The following is a 22653-nucleotide window of genomic DNA, read 5'->3' on the forward strand; positions in this document are numbered from 1 at the left end:
TTGCGTAGATATCTAATCGTCATTGCGAGGAGCAAAGCGACGTGGCAATCCAGAAAAAATAATAAAAAAATTCTGATTTACAGAATTTTTTACTGGATTGCCACGCAGTCTACGACTGCTCGCAATGACGGGGTGGTATACACGCAACAATGCCTAGCAGGAATGACATAGGTATCCACGCAACCGTATTATTATAATACCGTTAAATTCCCAAGTGCTTCTACTAACTTATGGTTATTAGCAAAATTTTCTGCCTCAGAATGATTGCCGTAATGATCAAAATTTAGTAATAGTTCTTCTTGAGAATTTTTATAAAAAATGTTGGTAAATAAACGCATATCGCCGTCAATTTTAACTTCTACTGCTTTATTTTGTAAAAATTTAACTCCATTGATACCTGTTTTACAATATGTGATACCTTTTTCTATAGCTCGAGTAAAATTCTTATCTAGTGTCCTTTCAACTTCTTTTGCAATTTTTGCAAAACAATTTAAACCTTTATATTTACCTACCCAAAAAGTATTATCTTTTTTAATGATCTGTTTATCAATATTCCAATTACTAACAATTTGGTTATTAGTGATTTTTTGACTAACTTCAAAAAGCTTTTGTTGTTTTACTCGTTGATAATAAGCATGTATTTCTTTTGCGTCATATTGCTCAATAAGCTCGTCTATATTTTCTGCTTTGTTATCTGTAGAATAATTTGCAGAAATTTCTTGTTGTTTTTCTTTGGTTAATTGATTTGCGTATTCTCTTGTTTTTTCTTTATTATTATTTAATAAAGAAGCAGCTATACCTATTTCTAAAGCTTCTTAATTTTTTTGGTCATATTTTAAAGCGTTGTCTACCTTTTCAGGAACAGAGTTAAATTCTTCATTAACAATTAAAACAGTACTCAAGATATTAATTAAATCAGCCGCTTCTTTTCCTTCTAGATGATTGCTATCAATAATAATTTGTGAAGCTTCAATATCCTCTTCTAATCCAAATAAAGCTTTAAATTACCATAAATATTTATTTTGGAATAATTCTTTCTTAGGGATTTTTTGTGCAATGTTTTTTGCAATATCAAATTGTTCAGTATAGATAGCTGCTGAAAGCCATAATGTATTATTATTATAACTGTTAATAAGTTTGTTAAGAACCTTAGCTTTATCAGACTTAGAAAACTTACCTTCATTAAATTTAGCTATATATTCTAAACTTAAAACTAAAGAGGTAAGAGTTTCAGGAATGGGTTTACTTGTAACTGATTTGAGTTTGGTTGTAGAAAGAGTACCTACATCAAAAGACATTTCGAATAAGTTCTTTATATCTTCGGACTGTAAGCTCTTTATATAATTTTCTGCAATTTCTATTTCATTACTGGCTAAACAGATTTTAATTAATTCTACAATCGTGTCTTGATCATTTGGTAAATGTTTTAAAGCACTTAAGTGGTATTTTTTTGCAGATTGATAATCTGCTTTATTGTGATATGCGAGTCCAAGGTTATAATAACAAGCTCCGATGCTTTCATTTGCCGGAGCTTCATTATCTATATTTGCTAGTTTACTTTCTAACAACTCAATTGTTTCATCAAAACGTTTTGTTCCTAGTAAAGCATTAGAAAAATTTACTAATACGTAAAAATTTTTCTGATAATGCTGTTCCAATATTTGAAAAGCATGAACTTGTGATTCTAGCTCTAATAGAATTATTAATTTAGCAATAGTTGCGCTACCTTTATCATTATAATTACAATATTTAGGATCATTATTTCTTAAAAAGATAGTTAAATTTAAATCTGCAGTTTTTAATACTTCTTTTATTAACTCTTCAGCAGTTTTGTCATGATAATTTTTTATAGCAGCACATATAGCATTATACATAGCTTGCATTTTTAAAAATGTATTTTCTATGAAACTCGTATTTTGAGTTTCAATAGACGTAAGTATAACTGTACAAGGTCTGTTATCTATTCGATATGTAAAAAAATTTTCATCTTTAGTTGATTTCTTAATTTTATACTTACTAAGTAATTTATTATCTTTATAGTCTTCATATTTATAACTAGAAAATAATCCTGATATAATAGCTGGTACAGAGTTTAGGTCATTTCTTTTGGTTAAATAATCTAATGAATAAACCAACATTTCTACAGCAGGCTTAACATTTTTTACCGAAGTAATAGAACCGCCTAACAATTGTAAATCTAGCTCTGTTTATAATATATCTAGTAATTGTTTAGAAGTATTATTGGTGGAAAAAATGATTTTACTTTCAGGAAAAGTAATAGCTTGGGGATTATTTGATTTAGATTGTAAAGTTTCTTGGTTTATCATAATAACTTAAGTACTAATTAATTTTTTAATTAGTTATATACTGGTTTTGATTTTTTGTAAAGAACGTTAATATTGAAAGTTACAATATGAAGCGGAGATTATCATTGTAAGAGCTATTGCAAGTAGATAGGAGTAATACTATGGTTGTTAATACTCTGCTTTTACAAAATAAAGTCCAGAGGCGGGGGCAGTAGGACCGGCGGCTTTTCTATCTTTGGCTTCTAGAATATCTTTAATTTGTTCTGTTTGCCAAACATTCTTACCGACAAGCACTAAACTACCGACAATATTACGTACCATATGATGTAAAAACGAAGGGGCTGAAAGATATAATTTTATTTCTTCGTCTTCTTTAATGATATTAAGTTCCGTTAAAGTTTTAATCGGTGATTTTGATTGACATGAGCTAGCCCTAAATGAAGTAAAATCATGTTTGCCTAATAGATAAGCGGCAGCTTTTTGCATAGCTAGAACATCTAAAGGTGAACTAATCCACCATGCTCTATTTAAATCAATTACGGATGGATAAGGTCTATTAATAATTCTATATATATAATGACGGGAGGTAGCTGAAAATCTTGCATGAAAATTATTTGGGACTATTTCGCAATGCCATACCGCTACTGCATAAGGTCTTACAAAATAGTTGATAGCTGTAATAATTTTATGAGATTCTAAATGTTTTGAAAGATCAAAATGTGCTACTTGACCTATAGCATGAACACCGGCATCTGTTCTTCCTGACCCAAACAATATTACCTGTTCACCAGAAAATTTACAAATCGCTTCTTCTAATATCTGCTGTACCGACATTACTCCTGCTTGCCTTTGCCAACCTGCAAGATCCGTGCCTAAATATTCAATGGTAATCTTATATCGATACATAAGGGGATTGTTATTGTCATTCCTGCGGAAAGGATACCTAAGCCGTCATTGCGAGGAAATTACGAAGTAGTTGACGAAGCAATCTCAGGATATATTTGATTAGATTGCCACGCTCCTTTCAGTCGCTCGCAAGGGATTGTTGCGCCTCTAGTAAATCTGATGGATTACCGTCACCACGCTTTCCACCGCTTCTAAAGCTATTAAGCTTTTTGGATCTAATAGGATGTTGTAACTTTCTTAAAGCTTTGGACTCGATTTGTCTTATACGTTCCCTAGTTACTTTAAATTGCTGCCCTACTTCTTCTAATGTATGGTCAGTATTCATACCTATACCGAAACGCATTCTAAGCACTCTTTCTTCACGAGGCGTAAGGGTTGCAAGTACTCTAGTGGTAACTTCTCGTAAATTTGACTGAATTGCCGCATCAATCGGTGCTACTGCATTCTTATCTTCGATAAAATCGCCTAATTGGCCGCCGTCACTATCATCACCTACGGGATTTTCAAGGCTTATAGGTTCTTTAGCTATTTTCATGACTTTACGCACTTTATCAAGCGGCATTGAAAGACGGTTAGCGATTTCCGTTGCTGTCGGTTCATAGCCGAGTTCATTAAGCATTTGCCTTGAAGTACGCAGTATCTTATTAATTGTTTCAATCATATGCACAGGAATACGTATAGTCCTTGCTTGATCTGCAATAGCTCTTGTTATAGCTTGTCTAATCCACCAAGTAGCATAGGTAGAGAATTTATAACCACGGCGATATTCAAATTTATCCACCGCTTTCATAAGTCCTATATTACCTTCTTGAATCAAATCTAAAAACTGCAATCCCCTATTAGCGTATTTTTTAGCGATAGATATAACTAAACGTAAATTCGCTTCTATCATATCTTTTTTTGCTTGTAGCGTTTGTCTCTCACTTTTTTGTATAGTATTCACTAGTTTTTTAAAATCATTAACTAAAAGCCCGGTATTAGATTCTATAAGCGATAATTCGGCAATCATTTGATCTATATAATCCGATTCTTTAGTAATTAACTCTTTCCAAACGACTTTTTTATTTTTCAGCATTTTTTCTTTCCATGCTGCATTGATAACCGATCCTATATATTCATCTAGGAAATTTTGGCGAGTTACTCCGTATTTTTCAGCAAGTTTTAAAAAGGCTGTTTCTTTATTAATTAAATCACGATTTATTCCATACATCTTACCTAAAATTTCTTCCGTTCTTTTAGAATTAAAATGTATTTCCGAAACTTCATTTATCAATAATTCCAAATTATTATTATATTTTTTACTATTTTGTAAAACTTTCGGCTCAAAAGATTTCTCATAACATTTTTTAGCTTCAATGAGTAGCTCTTCGCAGATAAAAGAAATCTTTTTCATACGCTCTATGATATTAGGTAATATCTGTGTTTCTACTCTAGACATAGATAAGTGATTATCCTCATGCTCTTCTCCTTCGGTCTCACTACTATGTTCTTCATCATTTTCGGGTGTTTCGTCATGTAACATGTTAGCTTCTAAATCTATCAGATCGCGTAGTAACATTTTTTCATTAACTAAATCTTCATACCATACTATAAAACAACGCATAGCAATAGGGCTTCTGCATAAGGAAGCAGTCATTGTTTTACGTCCTTCCTCAATCCTTTTTGCTATTTCTACTTCGTTTTCACGAGTTAAAAGATCGACTCCCCCCATATCCTTAAGATACAATCTTACGGGATCATCGGTAGTACCTATATTTTCTTCTTCTACTTCATCCTCAGGTTCATTATCAACATTGGTAGATAGCTTAAATTCTTCATCCATTCCAATATCAAGCTTAATTTCATCATCTTCGTTAGATTCTAAAATATCTACTCCCGCATCGGAAAATTTTAATATAGCTTCCTCTAATTGTCTTATTGAAGGATTTTTATTAAGAGGAAGAGCTTTGTTTATATCATCATAAGTGACCGGTATCTTTTTAGATTTAGCTTTTTTAAGTAAACTATCTATTTTATCTAGATCATTGTCTATATTGCTATTGCTCATTAAATACCTATATGCTTTTTCTTTTAAAAGAAGTTTGAAATAATTAAGTTATCGTGTGATTAATAAAAGATTCGTTTAAAACTTGAAGTTCATTTGCAATCTTCAGAATTTCTTTTTTATATAATAAAACTTTTTCAAAGTCGTGATTGTCTGTACTGTTTATGGTAATAGCGTATTCTTGTTGTAAATTTATTAGATAATATTTCTTATGTAGCCACTGCCATAATAAATCCAGTCTGATATTATTTTTATTAAATGAGATATCTAAAAATAAATTATCCGTTTTTGATAATAATAAAAAAATATCAAAAAAGCTAGTTTTTTCCACAATTGCAGTAATTTCAGTTGCTTCTACGTTATTATCTATAATCTCGTTTAAATACCAATTACGGAATTCTTCAAGCGATTTATTATTAAAATTTAAATTTAAGATGAAATCTCTAATATCTTTTTCTTCAAGTATTATAGGAAATTTAACCAACAAAGCACAAAAAGCGTGTTCTAGAATTTCAAGCTCTGAATAGCCGTGACTTGAAATTATAGGAGCCAAATTTGAGTTTTTAGTTGTAGCTTTCTTCTGCTTTGTGACTAAATTTTGCCATATTTGATCTTTAAAAAACCTGTAATAACTTGCTTTTAAATTACTATCCGATATTTTACTACAGTAATCTTTTAAATTTTTCTCTAAATTAGCTTTTTCTTCCGCAGTTTTAAAACTCTTGCCACTATACTCAATATGCCAAATCATTTCTGATAGGCTTATTCTTTTATCTATAAGCTTTGCAAAAAAATCAGCACCGTTTTTATTTACTGCATCGTCGGGATCAAGTCCACTTGGTAACCTAATAAAAGAAATTTTCTTTTCACTATTAATAAGCGGTAATGCTAAGTTAATAGTTCTTATGCTAGCTTTTATACCTGCATTATCTCCGTCAAGACATAATATAATTTCATCGCCGGCACGCCATAATTTATGTAAATGATTCTCGGTAACGCTAGTACCAAGACTCGCAACCGCTTCGCTAAAACCTGCTTGATGTAGTGCTATAACGTCAAAATAACCTTCTACTAGAATCGAGTGTTTTTTTTTATAGCTACTGCTTATCGCTTTATGCTCACCGTATAGAGTTTCACTTTTTTGAAATACTGTAGTTTCAGGTGAATTCAAGTATTTAGGCAGCCCCTCCCCTAGTACCCTACCGCCAAAGCCTACAATTTTATTGTAAATATTTCTAATTGGAATAGTAATACGGTTAGAAAATAAATTATATATTTCACCGTTTTCTCGCTTGCCGATTAGCCCTGCTTTACCAAGCTTTATAATATCTATATTTTTATCGTGAAAAAACTTTTCAAATTTATTATTCTTCGGAGCGAAGCCTATTGAAAACTCTTTTACTGTTTCTTCGGTAATACCCCTTTCGTGTAGATAATTTAATATTTCAGGCGTTAATTGTGTCCTGAAAAATTTATTGGCGAGTTCTAAAATATTTAGAATTTCATCGGATTCTTCATAAAATTCTTTCTGTTTCGCAGTTAATTTCGGTATCTCTATACCGTAATCGGTTGCAAGCTTTATAGCAGACTCATTATAGGATAAACCGCTAATATTAGAAGTAAATTTTATAACGTCACCGGCTGCTTTACAACCAAAACAATAGAAAAATCTCTTACTATCACTAACTGTAAAAGATGGGGTCTTTTCTTGATGGAAAGGACATAAACCTACATAGTTACCGGATTTTCTAGTTAAAGCTACTTTTTGCCGCACTACATCAGATATGTTAATACGGTTTCTTAAGAACTCATAAAATTCCGGTGTAACTCTCATTATATTACAATATGTAAGAAAGAATAGCTGTAGAAAGACAATAAGAAAGCGGTATAGATAAATTATCGTTAATTCTTAAATCTTTTGAATAAAATTCAGCTGCTGTAGCCCCTATGCAGCTTATAATGATAATAATAAAACTCGTATTGTACCCTAAATAGAAATATACTAATATACTTATAAAAATTGCAGAAGCTAAGAAAGTAACAGAACCTGCTATAGATTTACCGTTACCTAAGCTATTTCCTATTTTAACGCCGACAAGAGCCGCTAAACAATCTGAAATAATTAAAATCAACCACGAACAAATCACTAAATTTTTAGGGAAAAGAAGAGCAGTTAAGAAAAAACCGAGCATCATAAAGCTAATGCCGCTTAAAGCAAAAGAACCGTTATTTTCTTCGAGCCTTATAACTTTTGAAAAAAATCTAGTTACAAATTCGCTAATTTTTGCATTACTATGACGTGATACATCTAAATATAATATAATAGCCGTTATTATAAATAATAATAACGTAATAGCGGTTCTTGGAATAAATAAATAAAGCAACGGAAATATTATAGCCGATAGGTGGAAAATTTTACGCTTTTTCTCAAAGTCAAAATCTTTAATTTCCATAAGATTACTAATTTGTTGCTATTGTTATATGAGAAATAATGCCAACATCATTGCAAGAAATTATTGGTGCGTGGACATTAAATCGTCATTGCGAGCAGCCGTAGACTGCGTGGCAATCTCATGAAATAATACTCCTGAGATTGCTTCGTCAAAACTTACAGTTTTTCCTCGCAATGACGGGAAAACTGAACCGCACAAGCAAGGACCGTTTGCAATAACGATATTTAGGCAATGCCAAATAATTAAAAAGGCTTATTTGACAAATTTAACTATTACAAATATATTGCTGAAATCTATATTATTGAAAATAGTATACTAAAATTACTAAATCTATACAATATAATTATGAATACAAAATTTCCTATCACCGCTAAAGGTTTTGAAAAATTAGAACACGAGCTTAAACATTTAAAACATGTAGAGCGTAAAAAAATTAGTGAAGATATAGCCGAAGCACGAGAACACGGCGATTTATCCGAGAATGCGGAATATGAAGCGGCACGTGAGAAACAAGCATTTATAGAAGGACGTATTAAAGAGCTTGAAGATATGACGGCAAGAGCGGAAATTATTGATATTGGTAAATTATCAGGAGATAACATAAAATTCGGAGCTACGGTTACTTTGATTGACGACGATACTGAAGAAGAAGTAACATATATTATTGTAGGAGAATATGAAGCCGATATAACTAGAAAAAGAGTTTCAATCGCTTCTCCTATAGCAAAAGCTTTGATTGGAAAATCGGTAGGTGATTTTGTAGAAGTTACAACACCGAAAGGATCTAAATCATACGAAGTAGTTACCGTTGAATATAAAGAACTAGAACTTTAATTTGACTTTTTGTCTAATAACTATAGCTTTCGTCATTGCGAAGAAAAATTGAAAATTTTGACGAAGCAATCTCAGGAGTATTATTTCATGAGATTGCCACGCAGCCTACGGCTGCTCGCAATGACGATTTGAGTATCAACGACATTATAATTACTTCTTTTTAAACATCTCGAGCATTCTTTTTGTTACTATAAATCCGCCGAAGATATTTATAGAAGCAAGCAGCGTTGCAAAATACCCAAGTAAACCGGAAAACCCAAAAGCAGAGCTACTTGCGGCAATCATAGAACTAAGAACTATAATACCTGAAATAGCGTTAGTAATAGACATAAGCGGAGTATGGAGTGCAGGCGTTACTTTCCACACTACATAATATCCGACAAAAGAAGCTAATACAAAAATGGTTATAGCAAATACTAGCGGGTCTATAGTACTTGTATTTGTTTGCCAACTAGTATCTATTACCAAATCTTTTAATTTATCTGATAATTCTTGGGTATTATGGGCAATTTCAGCAGCCTGTTTAGCCATTATCGGTAATTGATTCATATTTTTCTCTTGGTTAGTATTTTCTTAGTCATTGCGAGGAAATTACAAAGTAATTGACGAAGCAATCTCAGGAGTTTGTTATTATTTCATGAGATTGCCACGCAGCCTACGGCTGCTCGCAATGACGATAGACATATAATCATTTGATTTTCTCACTCACAATTTTTCCGTCTTTAGTAATCAACATATCACGTACTAAATCATCATCCATATTAAATTTACCGTCTTGCAATGCATAGGTTAGAAAATTATACAAATTCTTAGCATATAATTTTGAGCTATCGGTAGGAATCTTAGCAGCAAGGTTCGACAAACCTATTATGGTAACTCCGTGCTTAGTAACGATCTTATCCGGCTCTGATCCTTCCACATTTCCTCCTGTAGAGGTCGCTATATCAACAATCACTGAACCGTGCTTCATAGATTCTAGCATTTTTTCCGTAACAAGAAGAGGAGCTTTTTTCCCTGGAATTTGCGCAGTAGTAATAACTATATCATATCCTTTAATAATTTTTGCTAAAAACTCTTCTTGTTTAGCTTTGTAATCTTCTGAACTCTCATTAGCATAACCTGATTTATCTTGTAAATCTTCTTGTAGTTCCGGTGAAACAAACTTAGCTCCTAAGCTTTCTACCTGCTCTTTGGTAGCAGCTCTTACGTCATATCCCGCAACAATACTACCAAGTCTTTTTGCTGTTGCAATAGCTTGAAGACCCGCAACGCCGATACCAAGCACCAAAGTTTTACATGGTGAAATCGTGCCTGCTGCCGTCATCATCATAGGAAAAGCCCTTATATAATGATAGCTTGCTTCAATTACGGCTCTATAACCAACTAAGTTACTTTGAGAAGATAAAGCATCCATATTTTGAGCTTTAGTAATTCTCGGGACGAACTCCATGGCAAAAGTCGTAAGATTTTTTTTAGCTGCCGCTTTTATATATTCATGATTTAAATAAGGCGATAATAATCCTATAATAATTGCTCCTTTTTTTGCAAATTCAAGCTCGCTATATTTATCCGTAACGGATGAAGGTTGTACCTTTAATATAATATCGGCATCGGAAATAATTTCGAGCGGTACCGAAGATATTTTAGCACCTAGAGCAATATACTCTTCATCAAGAAAACCGGCATGAAGCCCTATATCTTTTTCTACCGTAACCGCATAGCCTTTTTTGACTAGCAATCCTGCTACTTCAGGCGTTATAGCAACTCGCGTTTCATGCTTGGCTTTTTCTTTTAAAGCAACGATTTTCATAAAAATTATTATTTTGCATTAACTGAATACATAAGGTATTTTAAACATAATTTAAAATATAAAACAACGAAAATGAAAAAAATATTTTTTCTAATTATTATTTATCTTTTTGTGAATTCAAGCTTAGCATTTGGGACAGATGATAAAACAGCTATTTCGGAATTAAAAACTTATCTACGTACGATAAAATCGGTTGCGATAGATTTTACTCAAGAAGATTCTCACAGTACTACGGTTAAAGGGAAATTATTGATTAATAAGCCTAATAATTTCAGATGTAATTATTATCCTCCTTTTCCCATAGTCATAGTCGGTACTAAAAATTTCGTATCGATGTATGATTATGATATGGAACAAGTAAGCCGAATTAGTCGAGCTGAAAATATATTTAATTTTTTATTAGAAGATAATGAGCATTTTGACAAGGATTTTGTTTTTGAATCGGTAGTTAATGAAGGAAATATTTTTAAAATTACTATCTATCATACTTTAACAGAAAAGCGTAGCGAAATTACTTTTAATAAAGCTACTAAACAAATTGAAGCATTAAAAATATTTGAAGATAATAATATAGTCACTATTACTTTTGATAAAATAGCTAAAGTACAAAAATTTTCCGATGATTTGTTTAAATTAAAAAACCCTGAAATATTTGGTCCGCCTGAAAGATTAACAAAATCGGAAATAGAAAAAAAATATATTGTTTCTTGAAAATAAACAGGTTATGTTAATTATGCTAGTAGTGGGCATTGTGCCTGCTTAGTCGGTCAGGTCTGAAAGGAAGCAGCCGGAGTGGGATTCAGTGGGTCATTACTAGCATTATTCTTAAAAGAATTGGATGTCAAAGCCGTCATTGCGAGCAGCCATAGGCTGCGTGGGCTGGTTTTGCCGTCATTGCGAGAAGAATTACGTAGTAATTCTTCGAAGCAATCTCAGGAGCTTGTTATTACTTCATGAGATTGCCACGTCGCTTCGCTTCTCGCAATGACGGTTCGGACACACAGTCAATACTCCCCTCGCAATGACGAGGTAGACATAAAAAGTCTTATAACAATCGTGCTAGATATAAATTCATCTAATCAGTATATTCCTTTTGCAAGGAAATATCGTCCTAGTAATTTTACCGAGCTTCAAGGGCAAGAGGTATTAGTCAAAGTTTTAAGCTATACTATTTTAAATGATAGGCTCACCGGAGGCTATCTTTTAACAGGTATTAGAGGGGTCGGTAAAACTACCTCCGCCCGAATTATTGCTAAAGCCGTAAACTGTTCTGCTTTAATTACTGAAAATACGACCATTAAAACATGCGAAGAATGTACGAATTGTATCAGCTTTAATAATCATAATCACCCCGATATAATCGAAATTGATGCGGCAAGTAAAACTAGCGTAGATGACATACGTAGAATTATAGAATCCGCTGAATATAAACCTCTGCAAGGTAAACATAAAATCTTCATCATTGATGAGGTGCATATGCTCTCTAAGGGAGCATTTAATGCACTTCTTAAGACTTTAGAAGAACCGCCGCCTCATATAATATTTATCTTTGCAACGACGGAAGTACAAAAGATACCTGCAACTATTATCTCAAGATGTCAACGTTATGATTTAAGGCGGTTGAGTTTTGAAGAGATTTTTAAGCTACTTGAATATATAACTAAGCAGGAAAATTTAAAAACCGATATAGAAGCACTAAGAATTATAGCTCATAAGTCTGAAGGATCGGCACGTGATGCAGTATCTATTTTAGATCAAGCGGCTAGTATGTCGGCGAAATCCGATAATATAATTAGCCCTCAAGTAATTAATCAAATGCTTGGGCTTGTTGATAGTTCGGTTATAATAGGATTTGTCGAATGTATTATCCACAGAGAGACGGAAAAAGCTATAAATTTAATAAATAAGCTTTATGATTTTTCGGTTAATCTTGAGATTTTTATAGAATCGGTAGCAGATTTTATTGCGTATCTTAATAAAGTAAAAATGTTACCTAATTATAGTTTGCCAATATATGAATCGTTTAATGATAGAACTAAAAACCTACTAGATACAACCAACTTGCCGTATTTATCAATCTTATGGCAAATATATAATAAGGGAGTAGGAGAAATAAAAATTTCCTATAATCAACTAACAGAAACGGAAATGTTAGTTATAAAATCTATATATTCGATATCGCTACCCTTGCTTGCAGATTTTGACGGTAATAATCAAAATTTAAATCAACCAATTAATCCGGAAATAAAAAAAAAATTTGAAATTGTAGATTTTCTTGAATATCTATATAAAAATAATGAGATAGATATATATTACTTCCTGCTTAATGACACAGAACTTAAAAATCTCAGTGATAATAGATTAGAACTCGTAAGCCTTGAAGTTACAAGCAAAATAAAGAAACAAATAGAAGATTTGTTAGCTGCTTTTACTAAAGAAAAGCTTGAGATAGTAATAATAAAGGAACAGAGCAAGCAAACCTTAAAGAATCAGTTAATAGGTAAGATTGAAGTAAGTAATGATTTTGGTTTAATTAAAAAACATTTTCCTAATGTAACAATTTCAGATATATTACTTAAAAATTAAAGGATAGAATTATGGTAAATTTTAATCAGTTTTTAAAGCAAGCCCAATCAATGCAAAAGAAAATGCAAGAAGCTCAAGAGCAAATGGCAAATGCAAGATATACCGGAAAAGCCGGCGGCGGGCTCGTTGAGGTTATTGCAACAGGTAAAGGTGAAGTTGAAAAGATTACAATTGATGAATCTTTATTAAAAGCGGAAGAAAAAGAAATGCTTGAGGATTTAATTAAAGTTGCTTTTAACGATGCTAAACAAAAATGTGATGAAGATTCTCAAAATTCTTTATCAGGAGCTTTAAACGGTATGAGCTTACCACCAGGCTTTAAAATGCCGTTTTAATACGGCGTTTGTTTATGGTTTAAAATCGTCATTGCGAGCAGCCATAGGCTGCGTGGCAATCTCGTACCAAAATCCTGAGATTGCTTCGTCAAAATTTTCAATTTTTCCTCGCAATGACGATGAAGTCTAATAATTCAGAATCAATAAATCCTTATCAATCCTGAAACCTTTGAAACGCTCAAGTAGCGACATACCGAGTAGTGAAATATCAAGGTCACCTAGACCTACATGTCCTTTGATGTTCTTAAATTCCGTACCGATTACTACACTATTTAAGGTTATAGGGACAGCTTTATTTTCGCCGTTAGCTGTTAGATAAGTTCTAGTATATTTTAATTTAGTTAAGTCAAAGCCTAATTTTTGGGCATCTTCTTTAGTCAAAGCTATATCACTTGCCCCGGTATCTACCATAAATTTTATTTTAACGTTATTTACAAAAGCATTGATATAAAAATGCCCGTCTCCGCTACGGGCTATAATAATTTCTCCGACTTCAGTAGACCATTTATATGACGGAATTAAAGCAGACATTACTCTATGATAAGCATAGTTCAGCTCAAACCTAAAAGCATAACCGGTTATTATAACTAAGAAAATTGCTGCCCACATTGCTAATTGCAAACAAAATCTGCGTATTTCATTTTGGCTAATAGTACTGTAAATTATACTAAATAATATTAATAACGACGCACAAAAACTCCCCATATTTTGTGGCTCTTTAAAAAATTTTGGATAATGTTGATTGATATATTTGTATAATAAACCGGTTACAATCACGGTGCTACAAACGATAAAAATAAGTTTTATGAGTTTTTTATTCATATAATATACTACAAGTAAATAAAGAATAGATATACGAAGTTCTATCTGAGTATATAATTTTAACCTATATAATCAAACCAAAGCCCCAGCCCATTTTTAAGTGGAAAACTACCTTCTTGATTCACTAGAATAATAATTCCAAGTTCTTCTGACGGTATAAAGCCAATAAAAGGATTAATACCGTTAATATAGCCTGAGTGAAAAATTAAATCCTTATTTGAGCGTCCTTTTACTTTAAGAATACGCCATCCAAGAGCATAATATGACTCAATCATTTTTTGATCAATCGGCCAAATCGGTTGCCATTTAAATCCAAAAACATCTTTGTTTGATTTTACTATTTTATACATACGATCTAAAGTACTTTTAGAAATAAGATTCGGTTTATAACCAAAACTAAGTTTGAATATTTCAATCATTCCGTCTATCGATGCAAAAATACCGGCAGATGCAGGTACCGTCTTTGGATAGTAAGGCGGGAACGGCAGTAATGTTATTACCTCTTGTCCGTCTATTATTGCTTTAGAATGCGGATAAGCAAGTTGTATATTCGGCTCTAGCGGTAATATTTGTATATCTTGCGTTTTAAGCGTTGTACGCAAATTATCTATGCAGCATTTAAGCTTGATTTTTTACAATTTAAAGCTTCTTCAAGTAAACTAAAAACGATATTACTATATTTATAACATTGCCCTGGTTTACAACTAGCTTGTTGTTTTTTTAACAAGGTTAAAAGCTTTGAGCGACTCATCCCTTGCTCAATTTCAATATTTCCTGAGAATTGATAACCTGTTGTATGGCTTAAAATATTATTAAGACTAATAGTATTTTTTAAGTATGGTAATTTGAATTTTTCATCAAAATCTAAACTTCCTTGATCTACCATTAATGCAATTGCCGTTGCTGAAACAGCTTTTGAAACCGATGCTAAAGGAAATAAAGTTTTATCCGTAATAACTCCACTATTACCTCTCTGATTTCCAAACGTTGTTTTATAAATTTATAAATAACTTCACCTTTGTATAAAATTGCAATTGCTCCTCCTTGTAATTCGTTTTTTTGCAATTCGAGTTTTATATAAGTTATTTCCACCGTTTACTGCATCTTTGGGTACGTGGGGTGATTTAAGTCTCTCTGATAACTTCTTTTTAAACTGTTCTTTTATTGTAAAACCTAACTTATCCCATTCTTTTTTGGCAATAGGAATAAATTCTAGACTACAAGTCATTTATATCAACCTTGATCGCTGCCTTTTTATCTTTTAATCTAATTTTAGAAAGCTCTAATAAATAATTATCATCTAAAGCTTCAATGATTCTCGCATATAATTTAGCTGAAATTAAATAAGCAGTCGGTTTATTATGATTTAATAAGGCAACAGGCTCACCGCTTGCCTTATCCAATAATGCGGTAGGACTTTTTTTAAATTCAGAGACACTAACTGTTAGATTTGCATAAATATGTTCCATTATTAGACCTACCATTATTAGACCTATCTATAATTAATACTAAATTAAATACTAATTATAATTTACAATTTTATATTTATCAAGAAGATTACATCAAATCACCGATATTCTCTAAAAACAGCCTAGCTCGGTGCGATGCCGGTTTATTAAAAAACTCCTTAGCAGACTGATTTGCCAAAATCTGCCCTTGATCCATAAAAATAACACGATCCGCTATTAATTTTGCAAATTTCAAATGGTGAGTGACTACTACCATACTCATTTGATCTTTTAATAAATTTATATTCTCTATAACATCCTTAATATTTTCGGGATCGAGTGCTGACGTTGGTTCATCGAATAACAAAATTTCCGGTTTCATCATTAAAGCCCTTGCTATCGCGATGCGTTGCTTTTGCCCTCCTGATAGGCTAGCCGGGTATGAGTCAAATTTTTGCGTTAGCTTAAATTTTGCAAGTAATTCCTTTGCCATAGAAATTGCTTGTTCTTTTGGCAATTTTAAAACATTTATCGGCGTATAAATTAGGTTTTCTCCTACCGTTAAATGAGGAAAGAGATTAAAATTTTGAAAAACCATACCGACTTTTAAGCGAAGCTTTCTTCTATCTTTTGGCAGTAGTTTCTTCTGGTCTACCAAAAAAGTACCGCTACTTGGTTCTTCCAAATTATTTAAAATTCTAAGTAGAGTAGTTTTACCGCTTCCCGAAGGACCAATTATTACAGTAGTTTCCTTATTAGTAAAACTTAAATCAATATTCTTAATTGCATAATTTTTGCCGTAACGCTTACAGACTTTTTCTAAAATAATCATAAACTAGACCGTAAATTTATAACCGTCATAAAGAGGCTTAACGTTACTTGGGAGTATTTTCGTAATTTCATGATAATCTATCGTGTGTCTCATATTAGTTAATAATATCTGCTTAGGTTTATATTTTTCACGCCATTCTAGAACTTTATCAAGCCCTGCATGGTTCGGATTTGATTTGTAATCCATACAATCTAATATCCATATTTTTATATCTTTTAAATACTCTTCCGACTCGGGCGGAAAATCAACAACATCGGGTGAATAAACGAAATCACCTATACGCAAGCCTAAACTGTCTATAGGACCGTGATGTTGTCTAAAAAATTGTACTTCTATAGTATTAATTTTGATCTTATCAAAAAAACTCACGGATTTAGTCGCAAGCAGCCTACCAAGCTTAAATAATTTATTATTAAATAAATAATCAAATTTTGCATGGAGCTTTGCCGCACTATCGTGATCCGTATAGATTTCGAATGGCTTATCTTGCATAAAAGTAAATACCCGCAAATCATCTATACCGTTAACGTGATCGGAATGATCATGTGTTAATATAGCACAATCGAGCTTATTTATCTTTTCTCGTAATAGTTGATTTCTAATATCAAAACCGAAATCAACTAATATTTGACTATTTTCATCGTTAATATATATTGCCGATCTAGTCCTTTTATTGTACTTTGAAGGAGATGTGCAAGTACTACAATCGCACCCGATCACCGGTACGCCTATAGATGCTCCACACCCAAGTATTGTTACTTGTAACATAAATATTTAAAATGATGTTTGAAGTTTTTTATAATTTTTGCGGCTTAAATCAAGAAATATTCTTATTTTTGAATAACATTACTAACATTGGTCTAATACCTTATTTTTTAAAAATAATTTCGTTTTGTTTTAATATCGCTAATTTCGCCTTAATATATATTTTATACTGTATATATTTTTATATTCAATTAAAGAAAATTAAAAATGATGAGAAGCGGCAAAATAAATTTTGGCACGGTTATAATAAATTAGTTGAAATCAGTATAATATACGGGGTATTCGGTTTAATTTTTACCGCTCTTAAATTTTCAGTTAATTTCCCTCGCCCTTATTGCAGTCTTCCTGCTGATAGTTTCATGACCATAATAAATACTGCAAATGAAAGATGCTTTTCAAGCTTTCCAAGCAGCCACGCGGCTCTCAGCGTTTTGGTAACATATTTTATTTGGGATTATATTAAATTACCGTTAAAAATCTTAATGATTTATGTTATCATACTCGTGTCTTTATCTCGTATAAGCCTTGCCATGCATTATCCAAGTGATATAATCTACGGCATTGCTATTGCATTTATAACAATACTGATAGGTAAATTAATTTATCGAGTCTTTGCAAATAATATAATAAGGAAGGTTGGAGATTTAATTCTTACTACATATAAAAAACTTGATTTTTAATCTTGAAAGTTTTTAATATAACTGCTACAATGTAGCTACATTGTTGAAAGAAGAATTTTTATGTCTGCTGATTCTATTGTGCGAGCCCGTATTAACGAAGATGTAAAGGAAGAAGCATCCTTAGTGCTTGCTGCTATGGGGCTTACTTTATCTGATGCTGTTCGTATGCTTTTATTTCGTGTTGCTCGTGAAAAAGCATTGCCGTTTGAACCGCTTATCCCAAATGATGAAACAATTAAGGCCATGAAAGCTGCAAGAAGCGGCAAATTAGTTCATATTGGTAATATAAATAATTTGTTGTCCGATTTAAATGAGAACGATTAAACGTACTGCACAGTTTAAACGTGATTATACTCGATGAACTTCAAAAATTGGCTACATCGTCTTATAAGATCTGCGGTGCTCACGTATTAAGTATACGCTCCGCTCCTCGACTTATAGACTCCTTGCTCTTTTTGAAGTTGATCTTCGTATACTAATTTTTCATTTACTTAGAGTATAAAGTTTTTGAAAAGCATTAGATACTATTCCTCATTAAAAATGACGTTGTTGTATGGCTCATTTATGTCATTCCCGCGTAGGCGGGAATCCAGTATGAACGACATCAAAAAATCAAACAAACATTATGCTACTATACCGAAAATACTTTATAAAAAATATCTTACCGCTGCTTATAGTCGTTACTTTTTCAGTGACTAGTATAGTATGGATAACGCAAATATTAAAACTTTTATACTTATTTGATAAAGGTATAAAAGTTATGGACTTCTTCAGTTTAATAGTTCTAGTACTTCCTACTTTATTATTTATTCTGTTACCGGTAATAACGGTTATTGCCGTGATCTATATCTATAATAATTTAAAAGTCGAGCGACAATTAATTATATTACAAGCTTCGGGAGTTAATAATGTACAGCTAGCATTGCCTGCTTTATATGTCGCATTAATAGTTATGCTACTTGTTTATTATATATCTTCTACCATCCTGCCGTTATCTCATATAAACTTAAAATCACGTTTAAACTTTATAAAGAATAATTATATCTCAAGTATGATTGAAGAGAAAACTTTTAATAAAGTAACGAAAGATATCACTGTTTTTATAGATAAAAAATCAGCAGGAAATATTATGAACGGTGTAATAATATTTGATAATCGCAACGCTGATAACCCATCAGTAGTATTTGCGGGTTCAGGTACTCTTAATATATATGATAATAGCCCGATTTTTGAACTTAATAAAGGCATAAGACAAGAATATGACGTAAACGGTAATTTAACTCAGTTAACTTTCGATTCTTTAATGATAAAACTACAAAATGATAATCCTTTAGTATCGCAAAGAACTAAACATAATAAAGAAGCAAACGAATATTATATAAGCGAATTACTTGCCCCTCCTCATGATTTAGCTATTACTAAAAAAATTAAATTAATTGCTGAAGCACATCAAAGAATAATTTGGCCTTTATATAATTTTGTATTACCTTTTTTAGCACTTGCAGTTTTTTTGAGATATCCTTATAGCAAAAAGACAACTTTTATGCCGGTATTATTTTCTGCCTTAACAGTATTGCTAGTTACTTCAATTCATTTTATATTGCAAAATTTTGCTTCAAAAAATCTAGATTTTATTTTTGCTTGTTATTCCAATTTGGTTATTGCTTTAACGATCGGATTATATTTATTTGTACGTAAAAGAATATAAATCTACTCTACCTTATTCCACATTCCACGAAGATTTTGAGTAAAACAATCGATTTTATTTTCTTGCTCGGTAAATTTATTTATTTTAACTGTTAATTCTTTTAAATCTTCCGGTAAATCGGTTATTATAATTATCCTTTTAAAAACTCTTATATATTCTTTTGCTTGTAAAATTTTTCCTATATCCGTAGGCGAAATAATAACAAGCACACTAGCACTATTAGGATTTTGTAACTCATCGGTAATATAAATCGGCTGTTTTTCAGGCTGCGGATCAAGTTTACTACCGTGAGGTATAAATTGCTTACGTGAATAAGTCCAAAGATTTTTATTGAGCATTTCTTGTTGATCTGCATCTGCAGTTAATATCACGCTTTTAAGATCAGAGTGATAGCATTTTTCTATCAGAAGCAATATCGATTTTAGAAGCAATTCATCGCTTGTTTGATAAATACTAAATTGCTGCATAAAAATTTTATGTTATTTTTTATGAGAAAATTTAAGTGGTACGGATGAAGGGACTTGAACCCCCACGCCTCGCGGCACAAGAACCTAAATCTTGCATGTCTACCAGTTTCATCACATCCGCATATGGTAATGTCGTTACCGTAAGTCATTGCCCGCGTGGTTCGGTTTTTGTGTCTGAGCTACGGAAACTGCATAGCAATTGTACGTCCGCAATCTCAGGAATTTGTTATTATTTTATGAGATTGCCTCACAGCCTAAAGCTGCTCGCAATGACGTTTTCTGATCCACACAACAATGATATCAAAGTATTTCTATCAAAAAATTATAATACACATCATATAATTTTTGTAAATCGCTAATTTTTGTGTATTCGTTTATTTTATGTGCCGTTTCGGATAATAAACCGAATTCTACTAACGGACAATAATTTTTGACGAATCTTGCATCTGAGGTACCGCCGCTTGTAGAGAATTCAGGCTTTATTTTAAGCGTCTGTTCTACTATTTTAGAAAATTCTTTTATTTTATCGTTAGGTTTTTGAATAAAACTATCAGCAGAGCTACTATATTCTAGTTTATAATCTACTTTATATTCTTTGCAATGTCGTTTAATAAGTTCTTCTATATGTTTTGCTAAAGTTTCTGCACTATGTAAATTATTAAAACGTATATTGAAAGATGCTTCCGTACTTGCCGGAATTACGTTTGAAGTATTATTACCGACATCGATATTCGTCACTTCAAGATTTGAACTTTGAAAAAATTCCGTCCCTTCATTAAGTCTTATATTTGTTAACTCATTCAATATTTTTATTAAGCAAGGCAACGGATTATTTGCTTTATGAGGATAAGCTACATGCCCGCTTAAGCCTTCTATATTTAATTTAAAGTTAACACTTCCTCTTCTGCCGATCTTAATTGTGTCGCCTATTTCTTTTTCACAAGTGGGTTCACCGACAATAGCAAAATCCATCTTATGCCCTTGGTCATAAATATATTGCAGCATTTCTTTAGTACCATGCTTTGCTTTTCCCTCTTCATCACTAGTAAGTAAGAAACTAATAGAACCTTTAAAACCGGTATTATTTTTTATAAAATCTAAGCTAGCTGCTAGAAAGCACGCTATAGCCCCTTTCATATCCACCGCACCTCTGCCATATATCTTACCGTCTTGCTGGCTAGCCTTAAATGGACTCGCATTATGCCAAAGCTCATGATTACCTGCCGGCACTACATCTACATGCCCAACAAAGCAAATATTAGGCTCATTGCTACCGAAAACAGCATAAAGGTTAGTAACTTGCTCGCTTTTAGAATCGCCGAATATTTTTATTTCGGTCTTAAAGCCGTGCTGTTTAAGCAAATCATCAATATACTCAATAGCCCCGTCGCTCTCAGGAGTTACAGACTTAAAACCAATCAAATCTTTTAAGTAGTTAATGTACATCAATTATAGCCAAAGAGAGTTTAATTTAGCTTCATTATTTGGAATTTTAATTACTTTTTTAGTATCAAGTAAAAATAGCTCATCTACTCTTAGTTTTTCCATTTTTCTATTATCTAATATGTTATGCATATCTTCAAATTTAGAAAACCAATAATATTTCTGTTTATTTGGTTTATGTGCATCGGTAAAATAAAGTATCGACGTTTTTACTCCCACATAAGGTAAGAAAGTACCTTGTGGCAGAGAAATAATAGCCTGTAATTTTGCTTTTGATAGTAAAAATTGACGGACGCTAGATGTGTCTTTCCTAAACAAAAATCCCTCAGGTACTACCAAGGCCATTCTACCGCCTTCTTTTAAATTTTGTAGACAATGCAAAACACAAGCAACATCACCGTTATTTTTCGCAATGCCATTATAATAAAGAGGAGCTATATGATTTTCTGTTATAGTTTTGCCGTTTTTTATAGTTTTTTTAGTGATAGTTTGAGAAAATGGCATATTAGTAGCTATTATGTCAAACTTTAATTGTTGGCTTGTCTTGGAGCTAATATAGTAAGGATTTCTTAGGGTATCTATTTGCTGGATTTCACTATGTCCATCATAACCTTGTAAAACAGTGTTCATCTTTGCGATTCTAGCAGTTTTAGTTAACTCTCGTCCATATAATGTATTAAACCTTAACCTTTCTAAATCTTTTTCAGTGTTAATTATATTATTTTCTTTTATATAATTAAAAGCTTCAGTTAAAAAACCACCTGTACCACAAAAAGGATCATAAATAGTTTCTCCAAACTTGGGATCAATTAGGTTAATAATTGTTTTGATTATATTGCTCGGTGTAGAATATTCACCAAAATTATTTTCAATGAAAATGGTTTTTTCTAGGAAACACTCAAATGCATCACATTTTATATCCGTATCGATTGTAGATAAAATGAGAGGATCGATTGCATCAATAATATAACGAAGAGTATTATTACTTAGAGAAATAGGCGTAAAAACATCACCACCGTATTTATTCTTAATTTGTTCTATAACATAGCTATTAATGTAACCGATAATATTATCGTTTGATTGTGCTTTGATATTATTCCACCAAGATTTTTTGTTGTTTTCGCTTAATAATTTTAAGAATAATATATTTGCAAATTCGCTAAATCTTTCTATTCCTGCTCGGAGTCCTTCACTTCTTAAAAGATTATTCAAGT

The 22653-nt window shown here is 32.0% G+C and carries 28 protein-coding genes, 1 tRNA gene and 1 other RNA gene; 11 read left to right on the forward strand and 19 right to left on the reverse strand.

The features are described from left to right. Positions 1-12: 12 nt before the first annotated feature. The 7 genes from BN1174_RS10755 to BN1174_RS03680 all read right to left on the reverse strand — a co-directional run bounded on the left by BN1174_RS10755 (position 13) and on the right by BN1174_RS03680 (position 7709). Positions 13-150, reverse strand: coding sequence for a hypothetical protein (locus BN1174_RS10755; protein ID WP_197062036.1), 138 nt, complete (start codon positions 148-150; stop codon positions 13-15). 41 nt (positions 151-191) lie between these two features. Further along, complete coding sequence (locus BN1174_RS10760) at positions 192-338, reverse strand: hypothetical protein (protein ID WP_197062037.1); 147 nt, start codon at positions 336-338, stop codon at positions 192-194. A gap of 666 nt (positions 339-1004) precedes the next feature. Beyond that, complete coding sequence (locus tag BN1174_RS03660; protein WP_040256584.1) at positions 1005-2189, reverse strand: tetratricopeptide repeat protein; 1185 nt, start codon at positions 2187-2189, stop codon at positions 1005-1007. A 285-nt stretch (positions 2190-2474) separates the two neighbouring features. Next, complete coding sequence (gene truA / locus BN1174_RS03665) at positions 2475-3212, reverse strand: tRNA pseudouridine(38-40) synthase TruA (RefSeq protein WP_040256586.1); 738 nt, start codon at positions 3210-3212, stop codon at positions 2475-2477. 118 nt (positions 3213-3330) lie between these two features. Next, a complete protein-coding gene (gene rpoD / locus BN1174_RS03670; RefSeq protein WP_040256592.1) occupies positions 3331-5259 on the reverse strand; it encodes an RNA polymerase sigma factor RpoD in 1929 nt (642 codons plus the stop codon). 43 nt (positions 5260-5302) lie between these two features. Beyond that, entirely contained in the window at positions 5303-7090 is a 1788-nt protein-coding gene (gene dnaG / locus BN1174_RS03675) for a DNA primase (protein ID WP_040256593.1), read from the reverse strand. A gap of 4 nt (positions 7091-7094) precedes the next feature. Beyond that, on the reverse strand, positions 7095-7709 hold the full coding sequence (locus BN1174_RS03680; RefSeq protein WP_040256594.1) for a diacylglycerol/polyprenol kinase family protein: 615 nt from the start codon (positions 7707-7709) through the stop codon (positions 7095-7097). Positions 7710-8054: 345 nt separating this feature from the next. On the opposite strand from BN1174_RS03680, the gene greA reads away from it, so the two are divergent. Both greA and BN1174_RS12250 read left to right on the forward strand, forming a co-directional pair. Beyond that, positions 8055-8543, forward strand: a complete 489-nt coding sequence (gene greA, locus BN1174_RS03685; protein WP_037213737.1) for a transcription elongation factor GreA — start codon at positions 8055-8057, stop codon at positions 8541-8543. A gap of 35 nt (positions 8544-8578) precedes the next feature. After that, entirely contained in the window at positions 8579-8707 is a 129-nt protein-coding gene (locus BN1174_RS12250; protein WP_269378868.1) for a hypothetical protein, read from the forward strand. Here the strand turns inward: BN1174_RS12250 and BN1174_RS03690 are convergent. Beyond that, complete coding sequence (locus tag BN1174_RS03690; protein ID WP_023507355.1) at positions 8694-9092, reverse strand: NAD(P) transhydrogenase subunit alpha part 2; 399 nt, start codon at positions 9090-9092, stop codon at positions 8694-8696. The genes BN1174_RS12250 and BN1174_RS03690 overlap by 14 nt on opposite strands. A 31-nt stretch (positions 9093-9123) precedes the next feature. Between BN1174_RS03690 and BN1174_RS08710 the strand changes: the two genes are divergently transcribed. Next, entirely contained in the window at positions 9124-9231 is a 108-nt protein-coding gene (locus BN1174_RS08710) for an RND transporter (protein WP_082022280.1), read from the forward strand. Here the strand turns inward: BN1174_RS08710 and BN1174_RS03695 are convergent, their stop codons facing one another. Beyond that, the gene (locus BN1174_RS03695; protein ID WP_040256610.1) at positions 9232-10353 is read right to left on the reverse strand and encodes a Re/Si-specific NAD(P)(+) transhydrogenase subunit alpha; all 1122 of its coding nucleotides are present in this window, start codon (positions 10351-10353) and stop codon (positions 9232-9234) included. A gap of 72 nt (positions 10354-10425) precedes the next feature. Here BN1174_RS03695 and BN1174_RS03700 point away from each other — a divergent pair, with 72 nt between their 5' ends. The 5 genes from BN1174_RS03700 (at position 10426) to BN1174_RS03710 (ending at position 13274) form a co-directional block, all read left to right on the forward strand. Next, the gene (locus BN1174_RS03700) at positions 10426-11064 is read left to right on the forward strand and encodes an outer-membrane lipoprotein carrier protein LolA (protein ID WP_040256612.1); all 639 of its coding nucleotides are present in this window, start codon (positions 10426-10428) and stop codon (positions 11062-11064) included. A 20-nt stretch (positions 11065-11084) separates the two neighbouring features. Further along, an RNA gene (ffs, locus tag BN1174_RS08715) (signal recognition particle sRNA small type) lies at positions 11085-11178 on the forward strand. A gap of 13 nt (positions 11179-11191) precedes the next feature. Then, positions 11192-11341, forward strand: coding sequence for a hypothetical protein (locus tag BN1174_RS09880; protein WP_156138472.1), 150 nt, complete (start codon positions 11192-11194; stop codon positions 11339-11341). A 68-nt stretch (positions 11342-11409) separates the two neighbouring features. Further along, positions 11410-12939: a DNA polymerase III subunit gamma/tau gene (gene dnaX / locus BN1174_RS03705; RefSeq protein WP_040256614.1), complete on the forward strand. Its 1530-nt coding sequence runs from the start codon at positions 11410-11412 to the stop codon at positions 12937-12939. Positions 12940-12950: 11 nt separating this feature from the next. Beyond that, positions 12951-13274, forward strand: coding sequence for a YbaB/EbfC family nucleoid-associated protein (locus BN1174_RS03710; RefSeq protein ID WP_040256616.1), 324 nt, complete (start codon positions 12951-12953; stop codon positions 13272-13274). 126 nt (positions 13275-13400) lie between these two features. Here the strand turns inward: BN1174_RS03710 and BN1174_RS03715 are convergent, their stop codons facing one another. The 6 genes from BN1174_RS03715 to BN1174_RS03750 all read right to left on the reverse strand — a co-directional run bounded on the left by BN1174_RS03715 (position 13401) and on the right by BN1174_RS03750 (position 17144). Continuing rightward, complete coding sequence (locus BN1174_RS03715) at positions 13401-14096, reverse strand: aspartic protease APRc (RefSeq protein ID WP_040256618.1); 696 nt, start codon at positions 14094-14096, stop codon at positions 13401-13403. Positions 14097-14155: 59 nt separating this feature from the next. Continuing rightward, positions 14156-14698, reverse strand: a complete 543-nt coding sequence (locus BN1174_RS09885; protein ID WP_156138473.1) for a serine hydrolase — start codon at positions 14696-14698, stop codon at positions 14156-14158. Between the two features lie 5 nt (positions 14699-14703). Next, positions 14704-15096, reverse strand: coding sequence for a serine hydrolase domain-containing protein (locus BN1174_RS11660; RefSeq protein WP_331370591.1), 393 nt, complete (start codon positions 15094-15096; stop codon positions 14704-14706). A 217-nt stretch (positions 15097-15313) separates the two neighbouring features. Then, complete coding sequence (locus BN1174_RS03740) at positions 15314-15565, reverse strand: type II toxin-antitoxin system Phd/YefM family antitoxin (protein ID WP_040256620.1); 252 nt, start codon at positions 15563-15565, stop codon at positions 15314-15316. A gap of 88 nt (positions 15566-15653) precedes the next feature. Beyond that, entirely contained in the window at positions 15654-16376 is a 723-nt protein-coding gene (locus BN1174_RS03745) for an amino acid ABC transporter ATP-binding protein (protein ID WP_040256622.1), read from the reverse strand. A 3-nt stretch (positions 16377-16379) separates the two neighbouring features. Continuing rightward, positions 16380-17144 carry an MBL fold metallo-hydrolase gene (locus BN1174_RS03750; RefSeq protein ID WP_040256624.1) on the reverse strand — a complete coding sequence of 255 codons (765 nt, stop codon included), beginning with the start codon at positions 17142-17144 and terminating at the stop codon, positions 16380-16382. Between the two features lie 14 nt (positions 17145-17158). On the opposite strand from BN1174_RS03750, the gene BN1174_RS03755 reads away from it, so the two are divergent. The 3 genes from BN1174_RS03755 (at position 17159) to BN1174_RS03765 (ending at position 19529) form a co-directional block, all read left to right on the forward strand. Then, on the forward strand, positions 17159-17821 hold the full coding sequence (locus tag BN1174_RS03755; protein WP_040256625.1) for a phosphatase PAP2 family protein: 663 nt from the start codon (positions 17159-17161) through the stop codon (positions 17819-17821). A gap of 60 nt (positions 17822-17881) precedes the next feature. Continuing rightward, positions 17882-18145 carry a type II toxin-antitoxin system RelB/DinJ family antitoxin gene (locus BN1174_RS03760; RefSeq protein WP_040256626.1) on the forward strand — a complete coding sequence of 88 codons (264 nt, stop codon included), beginning with the start codon at positions 17882-17884 and terminating at the stop codon, positions 18143-18145. A gap of 301 nt (positions 18146-18446) precedes the next feature. After that, positions 18447-19529: an LptF/LptG family permease gene (locus BN1174_RS03765; RefSeq protein WP_040256627.1), complete on the forward strand. Its 1083-nt coding sequence runs from the start codon at positions 18447-18449 to the stop codon at positions 19527-19529. A 2-nt stretch (positions 19530-19531) separates the two neighbouring features. Here the strand turns inward: BN1174_RS03765 and BN1174_RS03770 are convergent, their stop codons facing one another. The 4 genes from BN1174_RS03770 to BN1174_RS08725 form a co-directional block, all read right to left on the reverse strand. Next, positions 19532-19996: a DNA polymerase III subunit chi gene (locus BN1174_RS03770; RefSeq protein ID WP_040256629.1), complete on the reverse strand. Its 465-nt coding sequence runs from the start codon at positions 19994-19996 to the stop codon at positions 19532-19534. A gap of 36 nt (positions 19997-20032) precedes the next feature. Further along, a tRNA-Leu gene (locus tag BN1174_RS03775) sits at positions 20033-20117 on the reverse strand. Between the two features lie 179 nt (positions 20118-20296). Further along, a complete protein-coding gene (dapE, locus tag BN1174_RS03780; RefSeq protein ID WP_040256632.1) occupies positions 20297-21442 on the reverse strand; it encodes a succinyl-diaminopimelate desuccinylase in 1146 nt (381 codons plus the stop codon). Between the two features lie 3 nt (positions 21443-21445). Continuing rightward, entirely contained in the window at positions 21446-22651 is a 1206-nt protein-coding gene (locus tag BN1174_RS08725) for an HsdM family class I SAM-dependent methyltransferase (protein WP_197062038.1), read from the reverse strand. Positions 22652-22653 lie beyond the last annotated feature (2 nt).

Origin of the sequence: Rickettsia hoogstraalii (assembly GCF_000825685.1) — a bacterium.
GTDB lineage: Bacteria > Pseudomonadota > Alphaproteobacteria > Rickettsiales > Rickettsiaceae > Rickettsia > Rickettsia hoogstraalii.